6 protein-coding genes are annotated in these 13,395 nt (G+C 35.4%); all 6 read right to left on the bottom strand.

Features of this window, described 5'->3' with window-relative positions; translation table 11 throughout:
- Positions 1-13: 13 nt before the first annotated feature.
- The 6 genes from KF816_03965 to KF816_03940 all read right to left on the bottom strand — a co-directional run bounded on the left by KF816_03965 (position 14) and on the right by KF816_03940 (position 13,320).
- The gene (locus KF816_03965) at positions 14-1,165 is read right to left on the bottom strand and encodes a SpoIIE family protein phosphatase (protein MBX3007167.1); all 1,152 of its coding nucleotides are present in this window, start codon (positions 1,163-1,165) and stop codon (positions 14-16) included.
- Between the two features lie 6 nt (positions 1,166-1,171).
- Entirely contained in the window at positions 1,172-5,719 is a 4,548-nt protein-coding gene (locus tag KF816_03960) for a GAF domain-containing protein (GenBank protein ID MBX3007166.1), read from the bottom strand.
- Between the two features lie 30 nt (positions 5,720-5,749).
- Positions 5,750-6,115 (bottom strand): response regulator, encoded by a 366-nt coding sequence (locus KF816_03955; GenBank protein ID MBX3007165.1) that lies wholly within the window; start codon positions 6,113-6,115, stop codon positions 5,750-5,752.
- Positions 6,116-6,151: 36 nt separating this feature from the next.
- Positions 6,152-8,242: a PP2C family protein-serine/threonine phosphatase gene (locus KF816_03950; GenBank protein MBX3007164.1), complete on the bottom strand. Its 2,091-nt coding sequence runs from the start codon at positions 8,240-8,242 to the stop codon at positions 6,152-6,154.
- A complete protein-coding gene (locus KF816_03945) occupies positions 8,243-9,385 on the bottom strand; it encodes an FIST C-terminal domain-containing protein (protein MBX3007163.1) in 1,143 nt (380 codons plus the stop codon). It lies immediately after the preceding gene.
- Positions 9,386-9,675: 290 nt separating this feature from the next.
- Complete coding sequence (locus tag KF816_03940; protein MBX3007162.1) at positions 9,676-13,320, bottom strand: SpoIIE family protein phosphatase; 3,645 nt, start codon at positions 13,318-13,320, stop codon at positions 9,676-9,678.
- Positions 13,321-13,395: the final 75 nt, after the last annotated feature.

Here is a 13,395-nt window from a genome sequence, read left to right as displayed (position 1 = left end):
TTGAGATTTAAAATCATTTTATTTTTGTGACGATAAAAGTTACATCATCAACCGGATCAACTTGATTTGTCCAATTCAAGGCACTCCTTTTGAAATTTTCAATAATTTCCTCCTTTGTACTTGAAGCCTTGCTTAAAAATTCTGTTTGTACCTGCTTGTAACCATAATATTCATTTTCAGAATTGAATAATTCTGGAAGCCCATCACTTAGTATTAATATTGCATCTCCTGAATTTATCTCAAACTCCGTCACTTTAAAGTTCAGGTCCAACATTGCACCCAGGGGCATAAAATGATCTTCAAACTCCACAATTTTATTATCATCTTTTTTATATAAAAAGATTGGAGGCATACCCGCATTTATAAATTGTACACGGTTATTTTTAATATTGAGCATGGTGAATGCCATCATCATTCGCCCAAGATTTAATGATTTTATTGCTCTATTTGCAAGCTTGAAAAAATCTTCAAGATCATGGTGAGTGGAATTAGTAATAAATAGAGTCTTCATTATCGAAACCATTATCCCCGCTTTCATTCCATGTCCTGTAGCATCTCCAATTGCGAGATTAAAAGAACCGTCATTTTTTTCGGAGAAATCATAATAGTCACCACCAACTTCGCTGGCGGTTTCCATATAAACTCCTATATCAAATTTATTGTTTTGCGGGATTTCTTTGGGAAGCATCGAAAGTTGGAGGGTTCTTGCTTCTTCAAACTCTTTTCTCACTACTATTAATTCTTCCCTAGATTTTAATGCGGTTTTAAAAGTTTCTAAATTATCCAACGCTTTTTTGATCGTAATTTCCAGATCGGTTAAATCGATAGGTTTCACTATAAAATCGAAAGCCCCGCCATTCATTGCCGAGCGAATATTAAAAATATCGCCATACGCCGAAACAATTACCGAATGAAGCAGTGGATTGTTCATCTCCTTGATTTTAGCCAGCAGAGTCAATCCATCCATCTCGGGCATATTAATATCTGTCAAAACCAGCTCAATAAGTTTATCTTCATTAAGTTTTTTGAGTGCTTCAATACCATTACAAGCGAACTTAAAATTATATTTTTGATTTTTTATTTCCTTTCTGAATTTTTGTTTAATCAATAATTCAAGATCGGGTTCGTCATCTACGACAAGTATTGTCGGTGTAAATTCGTTCATAATAATTTAGTTCTTTAAGTTTTTTGGTAATCTGATTATAAATTCAGTGTATTTTCCCTCTTCACTTTCGAACAGCAATTCCCCCTGATGTTCCCTTGCTACAATATCATAACTAATTGATAATCCGAGTCCTGTACCTTTTCCGGTTGGTTTTGTTGTGAAGAAAGGAGTAAACAAATCCCCTCTAATCTTTTCTGGAATGCCATTGCCGTTATCGCGAATTTTAATTTCAATATGCTTATCAGTTTCAACCGTTTTTACTCTAATTTCTGCGGGTACCTCGGTTTTTAATTCCAGCTTCTTTCGATGAGCCTCATAACATCCATTTGTTAAGACATTTAGAAATACTCTGCTAATATCTTGCGGGATTACATTAATCTTACTGATTCTTGAATCGTATTCTCTTTCAATCTTGATATTAAATGTAGCATCCTGCGCGCGCATTCCATGAAAAACAAGATTGAGATCCTCATCAAGCATTGCGTTTATATCAGTCAATTGCTTCTCTCCAGTTTTGCCGCGTGAATGTTGAAGCATACTGTGAACAATGCTGTCAGCCCGTTTTCCATGCTCTTTAATTTTTTCGGAATTTTGTTTTAGTGAATCAAGAATATCATTTATTTCTTCCAAATCCTTACCAGCTAAAGTTTCTCTCAGGTTGTCAAACTCATCGCGCAAATCATCTACGAGCCCAATTGATAATTCAGAAAAATTATTCACAAAGTTTAACGGATTTTTAATTTCGTGCGCTATGCCCGCTGTAAGTTGACCGAGAGATGCAAGTTTTTCTTGTGCAATTAACTGATCTTGCGTTGCCTGTAAATTTTCTAAAGTTCTATTTAATTCTTTGTATGCGTTTGCATTATTTATCGCAATACCTACATGCGCGGCAATTGTACCAAGAAGTCTCATATCATCTTCATTAAACACATTTTCATTTTCAATACTCTGCACACTGAGAACACCAATAATTTCATCCCCAACAGGAATAGGAACGCCGAGATAGGATGCCGATGGAACTCCAATTCTTTGAACACCTAACTGCTCAGCCTTCTTATCTACCTCAGTATTTAACAGCAGCGGCACTTTTTGAAGAATGATTTTTGAAGTTAATCCGCTCCCCAATTCCAAATCCGGGAAGTCTTCTCCATATCCATAAGGAAATTCAATCATGCTGCTTTCTTTATTGAGCAGTGCCAAGTATACAATATTAGCTTTGAACAAATCCCTTACTTTATCACCTACAAGATTTATTAATTTATCGATTTCGAGGTGTCCAACAATAGCCTGGCTGATACTATTAACCGTACTCAATTCCGCGGCACGTTTTTTACTTTCCTCGAGCAACCGTAAAGTTTCGTCGAATAATCTTGCATTTTCGAGTGCAACAATCATGCTGTTTGTAACTGTAGTTAGCAATCTCACATCAGAATCGCTGAAAGCGTTTTCCTTATCAACATTTTGTAAACTTATGGAGCCAAGCACAAGATCACCTGCTATCATTGGAACAAACACTGCCGATTTAGGGGGCTTACCTTTAGATACTCCCGATCCACCATATTTTTTTGCAGTTGCTACATAGTTTTCACGAATATCAAGCGATTGTTTAGTTTCAATCAATATTTTATTTGCCCAGTTAAATGGACGTGGTTCAACATCAAGCCGTTCTCCCTTTTCAACAGCGTACTGCCAAATTTCAAGAGCTTTTTCATGATCAAACGTTCTAATTACAAGAGTTTGTAAATCGAATAATTTACAAAGTCTATCCCCCACAAGATTATAGATACTCTTCATATCTAATTCTTTTGCGAGTCCCTCCTGTACGCTATTAATAACTGCTAATTCTGCGGTACGCTGTTCGGTTTCTTTTAATAACCGGTTTGTCTCATCAAACAAACGTGCATTCTCAAGCGCAACACTCATACTATTTGCAACAGTTGTGAGCAGGCGGATATCTGACTCATTAAACGCATCTTCTTTTTCATAATTTTCTATTAATATCAATCCTTTAGCATCGCTGCCAAGAAGAATAGGCACCATAATCAGCGACTTGCTAATATCGGTTCCTGGAATTGTTGTTTTGCCGAAGATTCCAAGTTTCTCCTTCTCCTCGTTTGTATTTTTCTTAAGAAGAAGCATTTTACCGGAATCCAGAACATATTTAGAAAGAGGTGTTGGTTCCATTGAATCGATTTGTAATTTTTCCCCATGCTCATACTCGTAAGGGAAATGTAAAATATTTTTCTCTTTATCATAGATTCTGATACCCAGGTCCAGGAATCCCAATGCCTCTCTGAATTTATCTCCGACAAGATTAATAATAGAGTTAAAATTCATCTCCATCACTAATCCTTCTTGAATAGCATTTAAAATGGCAAGTTCAACATTTCTTTGCTGAGTTTCATTTAACAATCTTTTTGTTTCCTCAAATAATCTAGCATTCTCGAGAGCCACACCCATGTTCGAGGCAAGTGTGAGAAGGAGCTGTCCATCTTTTTCAGAATAAAGATTTTTTCTATCGAGATCTTGTATTGTAATAATTCCTGTAGTTGTTTGGTTATGAATAATTGGAACGCCTAAAAATGATTCGGGCATTTCTCCTTCAAGCACTTGTTCCCCGCTGTGCTCAATAATTTCCTGACTTGACCCGAATATTAAAGGTTTTTTGGTTTCAACTATTTCCTTTCTATCGGGATCAATTCCAATAGGATGATCGAAATAATAGCGTTCCTCTTTTTCAACTACATATCTATGGTGAATGGTATCATCATTGGCGTTATAAGTTGAAATTGATACAACTTGCGCATTAAACACCTCCCTAATTTTTTCACCAACCAAATCAACAATTGCCTGAAAATCCAGCTGTTTAGCTAAGCCTTCTCCAACACTATTAATAATACCCAGCTCAATTGCCTGTTGTTTGGATTCTTCTAAAAGTTTATTTGTACTATCAAACAATCTGGCATTCTGAAGAGCAATTCCCATATTTGCCGAAAGTGTTGAAAGAAGTCTCACATTATTTTCATTGTAAGCGTTTTGCTGGTAACTCTGGATGCTAACTACACCAAGCACTTTCTCAGCGAATAAAATCGGTACTCCCATATAAGATTCGGTTTTATCTTCATCACTTTGGATTATTGCGCCTTGCTTAATTTGATCTTCAATATTATTGAGCAACAATGGTTTTCGTGAGTTAATTATTTTTGATGTTAATCCTTCCCCTAATTGAAATGGCTGAAAAGTTCGATAACCATTGTAGTATGAATATGGTATTTCAATAATTCCTTTTTCATGATCCAATAGTAATATTTCTGTTACTTCAGTGTGAAATATTTCACGTACCTTATCGCCGACAATTTTGGTAACCGTATTGATATCAAGTTCTTTCGACATCGCATCACCAACACTATTTATAATTGCCAATTCTGCGGTACGCTGTTCCGTTTCGGTTAACAGTCTTTTAGTTTCTTCAAAAAGTTTTGCGTTTTGTAAAGTTACTCCCATGTTTGTTGAGAGCGTGGAAAGGAGACGAACATCATTTTCATTATAGGCATTTCTCTGATAACTCTGGATGCTGACTACCCCAAGAATTTTATCGTTAAATAGTATAGGAACACCCAAATAAGATTCTGTTTCATCAGCCTCGCCAACATTAGCATCGGTAATTGCGCCGGCTTCGTTCTGATCAACCAAATTTGAGAACATGAGAGGTTTGCGGGAATTAATTACTTTAGATGTTAGACCGGCACCAAGTTCAAATGGCTCCACAACTTGATAACCATTATAAAAGGAGTAAGGGACATGAATCATGTTAGAGGTTTCATCTAACAATAGAATTTCTGTCACCTCGGAACGGAATATTTCTTTTACTTTATCACCTACTATTTTTGTTACTGTAGTAACATCCAGCTGCTTTGACATTGCCTCGCCCACGCTGTTAATAATTGCAAGCTCAGCAGATCGCTGTTCAGTTTCATTTAGTAATCTTTTGGTTTCATCAAACAGTGTAGCGTTCTGTAAAGCAACACCCATATTTGTTGCAATAATTGTAAGTAAGCGGACTTTTTCTTCATTATAGTCATTTTTCTTATAACTCTGGATGCTCACCACACCAATTACTTTATCACCCGCGATGATCGGAACACCAATGTATGTTTCGGTTTTTTCCTCTTCTGATTGTACAAGAACTCCCAACTGTAGACTCTCTTGAAAAGTACCGAGGACTAATGGTTTTGCGGATTTAATAATTTTAGATGTAAGTCCTTCTCCAAGCTGGAACGACTCTGCTTCCTGATAATCACGATAGAAAGAATATGGAACATGAATAGTATTTGCAGATTCATCCAATAGAAGGATTTCGGTAACCTCAGCTTTAAAGATATCTCTAACTTTATCACCGATAATTTTGATTATTGTATCAATACTAAGTTGTTTTGAAATTGCTTCACTTACACTGCTTATTATCGCCAGTTCTGCTTCGCGTTGTGCTAACTGTTTTTCTATTGAATCTTTTTTAACCTTTGGCGATTTAGCAATTGCTATTTTTTTTGCCATCCTATTCCTGAGATTTTGTTTTTATTAGATTTAGGGTAAGACCTTGACCTTCAATTGTTCGAAATCAATAGGCTTCGTCATATAGTCATCGCAACCATATTCTTTTGCCTGCCGATAATTATTTTCATCACCGTAAGCCGTAATCATTGCAACTTTCAATTCGGGATAATTACTTTTTATCCATTTTAAAAGTTCTAATCCGTTCATGCCAGGCATATTTATATCCGAAAGGATCTGATTTACTTCCGTCGTGCCATTAGTAGTAAGGTAATCTTGGGCTTCCTCTCCCGAAAAAGCAAACATAAATGCTAATTGCCCAGATTTTATTTCTTTACGAAACCGCTGTTCAAATAACAGTTTCATATCATGCTCGTCATCCACAACCATAATTCTCATACTATTATCCTTTCTATGATTAATAATAAGGTTTTATCATTTTGCTTTTATTACAATAAAAGTAATATCATCATTCTGTTCTCTATTCTCTTTCCAGTTATTACATTCCTCCTTAAGAACTGAAATAATTTCACCGGAGTTTTTATTTCCGTTTTCAGTAAATATTTTTTTAAGTCTTTCGTAACCGTACATTTCATTATCTTTATTCTGGAGCTCAGGTAATCCGTCACTAAGTAATAAAATAGTATCTCCTTCATTCAATTCAGTTGAATAAATCCTATAATCAGTATTTCTCATAGCCCCTATGGGTAAACCGTGTAAAGCTATTTCTTCTACATATTTATTTTCTTTCCTGTAAATGAAAACAGGAGGAATACCGGCATTGGCAATTTTTATCTGCTGACCCCAGATATTGACCATTGCAAAGGCGATCATCATTCTGTCTAAAGACATTTTCTTCAAAGTTTCATTTGAGGAAGTAAAAAATTTTTTTATATCGAGTCTTACGGAATCAGCTATAAATAGGGATTTCATTATTGAAACTACTGTACCGGCTTTGAGACCATGACCAGTTGCATCTCCAATACAGATATTCAACGAACCATTATCTTTGAATGAAAAATCATAATAATCTCCTCCTACTTCTGTGGCTGTCTGCATATGAACTGAAATATCCAGCTTCGATAGTTTCGGCAATTCTTTTGGAAGCATGGCAAGCTGAAGTTTACGCGCTTCTTCAAGTTCCATGGATTTACGTTCGTTCTCGGCTTGGATTATTTTCTTTTGTGTTTCGGCTTTTTGTAGGTCGAGAAACCTTGTATAAGTCTGATTAAAAACCTTAGTAAACCTTTCCACTATATCCGCATGTGCGTCCGACAATGGAGAAAGACTGCTTGCAATAAGGCAGCCAAAATCATCTGAAGAAATTGTCAGGTGAATAGCCTCTACTGCAGACATATCTAATTTTATAAAATCCGGTAAATGTGCAAGACCGGTTTGAGTGAACCCGAAGGAATCCCATTTTTTTTTCTCATCTCCCGCTAAATAATAATCCCACTTTTTACGTTTCTTACGCCAACCTTCCAGATATGCTTGGTGGGAAGGGTGAGCATTATTATTTACAAGAAATCCATTGTTTGATAGTAGTCCTTCTTTACCGGAGAGATACCAGTTAATATCCAGAGTCTTAGGATCAACTATCATAATAATACATCTGTCAAGCTGGGCATCAAGCTTTATCAATTCAATAAACATTTCGAATACTACCACGCTCAAATCTGCCGAAGTATACATCGCCATGCTTTTACTTCTCACTCTTTCCAATGCCGCTTCAATTTGCGCTTCTCTAGCCTGTGCTTCAGCTTTTTCAATATCCAGATACCTTTGATATGACAGTTCAAATACTTTAAGGAATCTTTTGAATAAAATTATTTCATCTTCCGTCAGAGGCTGATAAGTTGAAATCCCTAAAGCAACCGGTCCGAGTGAAAACCAATAATAGTTTAGCGATGAGGCGGTTTCAAGGTAGTTATCAATAAAAACATTTGTCGTTTTCTGATAAGCAATCCAATCTATAACTTCTTCCCCTATAATATGAGTAATGAAAAATTCTCCCTTGCCTTTTATCATTTTCTCGGCAAATTCCTGATGCAGCTCATTATTTGTATACGTAGTTTCTGTAATAAAGGTTTTATAGTGCTTAGAATAATATTCGTAATTTGTGTAAGAACCTCTCTCCTGGTAAAAGATTGCGGTTTGCACATTGCGGATTTCGGCAACGCCTAAAAACTCAAGTTGAAGAGAAATTGTTTTACAAACCTCAAGCATATCATCCGGTTTCCTCATCGCCATAGCTACTGTTCGGACTTTCTCGAGAGATTTTTCAATTTCCAGTTCGCGGTTTTGCGCTTCAACTGCTTTTCTTTTTTGCTCCAGCTCTTCAATTGTTTCTTCAAGAAGAATGGAAGTTGTTTTCTTAATTTTTTCCGTTCTATCAAGTTTGAAAGCAGTTATCTCTAATTCCTTATTAATATCCTGCAAAGCATTAACTGTATAGTTTTTCTCTTCATCTGTAATGTTTTGATTACTCTGAATTAGCTTAATAATATTTTCAATTTTCTGATTCATTTATTTTTCTTTTAATGCAACCCAGCAGCAAGTCATGTTATGAAATTCATTATTGCCGCCAGTTGCTCTGCCATACTCGCCATAAGTAAAAAATCCGGCCATCGGAACTTGAAATGCGTTTCTAATCCCATTTACTTCATCTGATGTAAGAGGACCAAAAACATCCAGTCTTCCAATACATGAAAACATAAGAAGTGCATCGGCTTCGGGTATTTCTGCTGATTGAATTTTCTTTGCATCCGCGCTTACTTCTTCAATCACTTCAAAATCAGGCGGCAGCGTTAAGCGTATTTTATCGCCTACATTTACTCTGCCGGAGACCGCCATTCCTTTATTATCCCAATTTAATCCCATTGAAGAACGGATTAACGGTTCCCCTTTTTCCTTTGAAAGACTGAGTATTACAGTACCGATATTAAACTCTTTATACTTTTCTTCAGTTAAGTTTAAGCCGAGAAATTTCGGCATAAATTCCGCTGCCGGCTGATTATCAATCTCCAGAATCCAGTTATCCTCAACTTTAGTAATTGTCTTTTGAGTGCCAACCGGTTTTTGACCAGTAGCAGCTCTGCCTTTTACAATAACATTATCATTATCAAATACAAGAAGGAGAATTCCATTATTCGTTTCTCTATTATTTGTGAATGTAAAAGTTTCCTTAAATCTAAGGTCATCACCCGCACCTCCGCCCCAAATTACGGCATCTTTACCGGCTACCTCCGAGATACTATAAAGAATTTTTTCGCCGACAGCCATTTCTGTAATGTTAGCAACACTATTTGAGAGAATGAATGCCGGATTCTCATAAAGCTTCATTGCATTGCCGGTCATGGTTTTTGCTAATTCAACCGGATCTGCATTTCCATATTCTTCCAGCATGATCTTAAAGTTTGCTCTCCTCATATCCATTAGAAGAATCGAAATACTCTCATGCAGAACTTCACTATCGCATATTTCACCGCTAGAAGTAACCCCGAATATCTGGATACCATGATTATCCAGTATATTTATCAACTCATCCCGCTCATGTCGGATAGATATAAATACAAAAGCCAGCGTTGGCTTAAATCCATCCAATAAGCTTTTTTCCAACGCACTTTTAACTTCCGGAATGGAACTTCCCTTAATTGATTTTGATTTCAAATTACACTTCTCACATATTAAAATAATTTTAGTATTAACTTTATTTCAATTAATAAAACTTCATACTCTCTTCAGTTGATCAGCATAATTTAATTTTTATAATTACCAACGTCACATTATCTTCAGTATTTGTGGCACTACTATTTCAATTACATAATGAACATGATCTTTATTGTTATGTTTAACTTGTTTCAGCGTCGAAAATCTCATGGAATGAAATCCCCAAACATGTTCTGGGTTACTCAATGTAATCGATAAAAAGAACTTAAAATTTGGCACAATTATTTTTTTTATTTTACCTTTATTACTACAAACGTTACATCATCTGCAGGGTCTTTACCGCCTGTCCAACGTTTTCCCTCTTCTTTTAAATAATTCACTATTGCTTCCGGATCATTTTTCGCTACTTCTTCAAAACCATTGCGGGCTCTCTTATAACCAAAAAATTCATGATTCTCATTTATTAATTCCGCAAATCCGTCACTCATTAATAATAATGTATCACCTCTTTCAATAATTATTTCTTTCACTTCATATTCAATTCCTTTCATTGCACCAAGCGGCATATTATTTATAACGACTTCTTCAACTGATTGCGAATTTTTTCTATAAATATAAAGTGGAGGCATCCCGGCATTCGCAGTAACAATTCTATTATTGTTAATCTGCACACAAGTTAGCGCCATCATTAATCTTCCAAGCTGCATGTCTTTTATTGAAGCGCTTGCGTTCTCAAAAAATGGTTTTAATGATTTATTTGTTCGATCTGACATAAATAGTGATTTCATAATTGAAACCATCATACCCGACATCATTCCATGACCGGTTGCATCTCCTAGAATAACTGTTAGTGTTCCATCCGGGTGAATATGAAAATCGTAATAATCACCTCCTACTTCAGTAGCAGTCTTCATGTAAACAGCTATATCGAGATGAGGAAGTTGTGGCAATTCTTTTGGTAGCATTGAATATTGTAATTGTCGTGCTTCTTCTAATTCCCTACTCTTTCTCTCATTCTCAGCTTCGAGCAATCTTTTATTCTCTCTCTCTTTTCTTCTATCCAATTCATACTTTCTAACACCGCCTAAAATTCCAACAAAGCCTATAAAATAAGCCCCATATGCCCACCAAGTTAGCCACCACGGTGAATTAATCGTAAACGAATAATTGGCTTCATTTGTCTTCATTCCATTCGAAGTTGTTCCGCGAACTCTAAAATTGTAATTGCCGGGAGGTAGATTTTGATATTCAACAAATGGAAGATTAGATGGACGTGACCATTCTTTATCAAATCCTTCCAAAAGATGTTCATAAGAAGTTTGCCGAGGATCTCTATAATTTAATGCCGCGTAATTAAATAAGAAAGAATTTTGAGAGTGATTATAATCAGTGGGGTAATGATAGTAATGATATTTTTTATTTACTACCACAGAGGAGATTTTTAATGGATAACTTTTTGTTTCACTCTTGTTGATATACAGTCCTACACCGTTATAATACTGAACTAGATTTCCATCTCCATCCATAATACTGCCATATGGTCCTCCGGTTACTACATTCTCATCGTCATAATAAGTTTGAAATTTATCGCCACGGATTTGAAGAGTACCTGAAGGGAATTGAAAAAATATATTTCCTTTATGATCTACAGCCGGATTATGAATATTTGTTGAAGGAAGTCCCTCCTTCTTTGTGTAAAAATTTAGATTAGTGCCATCAAAAATTACTAACCCTCTATTTCTCAATCTTATATATAATCGCTCGCCAGATTGTATATTAGTTTGAGTACCGGCAACACTCGCTTCTTTTAATATTCTGAAATCAGCGGTGGGGGTAACGGTATCACTTAGATTAATAAATTTTTTACCATTAAATAGATAGAATCCACCAACGGTTAAAAAGTACATACCACTTTTTAAAGTGCCAACGTAATGCAACTGCTCACCGGGGACATTCCACTCTTTAGGGGGACGTGCCCATCTTTTTCCATCATATATCATAATCCTACTGGTTATTGAGGTAAGTTCTTTTATGTTATCTGAGAATAAGCCCATGAACCAGAGGCGCCCTTCATTATCTTCCCGAAGTTCGAACAACTGGTATTTCTGATTATTATCTATTTCACTAAAGGGAGATTTGAATTCAATAAATTTTTCACCATCATACTTCCCCAAATAAAAATCGGCGCCTATTAAACCACCTCCCTCAGGTCTAACATAATTTTGCCAGGCATAAATATCACCACCTTTAGTTTCCAAAATGTTTGTAGTGTTATAAATTTTTCGAGAATTTGATTCCACATTTCGAAATTTTAGTATCTGTTCACCATCACTATTTTTAATCTCAAGGGCCGATGTTAATCCTTTAGAAGTAGGGATCCATACCCTCATCTTACTATCTTGATAAGTATTAAATGTGTAATTACTCAGCAACCCATCTTTTTCAGTGTAGCTTCTTAATTTTTTACCATCCCAAATATTTAATCCGGTATTAAATGTTTGAGCGTATGCTGGGAGAGCAGAATAAGAGTAGGATATCCAAACAATACCGTTTCTATCGCAATAAAAATTTGGGATACCCCCAAGCGGCTGCAATAATCCATCTTTTTGGGTTAACATTTTTGAATAATTCGGTAAATACATTCCAAATCCTTTTGCGGTCCCAACTATAAAACCATCGGTGGATTCGCGTATTGGGAATGCGGTATATGCATCAAACTTTTCCCAATTCCCATTATTATTCGCGAATATTTGATCGGAGTATTTAGAACTCTGCATTGCTTGTATAGTTTGAAATACTAACAATTCAGGAAATAATTTATTTTTTTTAATGAACAGTGTGTTTCCATAACTAAAATCAGTTATTAATTTGCCAGATTTTAAATCCGTTAGACTTTTTATCTGACTGAAAATAGTTGAAGGTTTCCACTTCCCATTGTCAAACTCAAATATTGATTTATTATTTGCGGATAATAATTCATTCTTTGAAGAGGTTAAAGTTGAAGTACCCAGATAAATTTTATCCATTATTTTACTATAGTATACTTGAACCGGAATGTTTTCCTTATTTAATTCACTTATAAAATCGGAGTATTGATGAAACTTACTGCCATCGTACATTAGTACACCGGCACTGTTTTTATTTATTGATGATGTTGTAAAAATACCTGCAAACGCAAGCCATGTATTGCCCTCTTTATCTATTGGACTGGTGAGATTTTTTGGAAATAAGAAAGTGTTCTGCAGAGTAATACCGGAAGACTCATCAATTTTTTTAAATACGCCATTTTTGAACAAAGCAATATATGAACCTTCCAAAGTTTGAGTATTTCTCCCTGCGGAAGTGAAGATTAAATCGTTATATGGAGTTTCAATAAATCCGGTTGAGTTATCGAGAGGATAATTCGTTGAGTCGTAAACAGTAAATTTGTTTTCACTAAATTGTGTTAAGCCACCATTAAATTTTTTATCAACGTAAGGAGTGATTGATCCAATCCATATTCTGCCGTTGCTGTCTTTATCAATAAATGAAACAACCTGCCCTAATAAACCATTTAGTCGAAATCCCTCCTTCTCGGAATAGGATTTGAATTCTTTTCCATCAAAGATTATAAACTTTTTTGGGGAAGCGAAGTAGAGAATGTTACTGGTTGAATCGTAATACATACTTTGCATTTTAGGAAGGCCAATTTCTTGACCAACTTCCTCAAATTCGTAACCATTAAAGCGGTAAGTTCCCTCAACTCCTGAAAGCCAAATGTACCCATCCTTGGTTTGAACAATATTCGAAATATTAGTGGTGGGCAATCCCTCTTTATTGGTATATTCAACTATATCAGAGTTGGCTTCGGTTTTAGTTCTTTGTTGAGAATAAAGAATAGATGTTGTTAAATACATAATAACGAGTAATGAACTTTTTAAAATATTTGACTGCATTAATCCTCCATAAGAGAAATCATTTCAATAATTTCTTTTTACTGCAACTATTTTCAATTAATAATTAATTGAGAC

The sequence above is a fragment of the Melioribacteraceae bacterium genome, from assembly GCA_019638015.1.
Taxonomy (GTDB): domain Bacteria; phylum Bacteroidota; class Ignavibacteria; order Ignavibacteriales; family Melioribacteraceae; genus JAHBUP01.
This window is presented reverse-complemented; position numbering and strand designations above follow the sequence as displayed.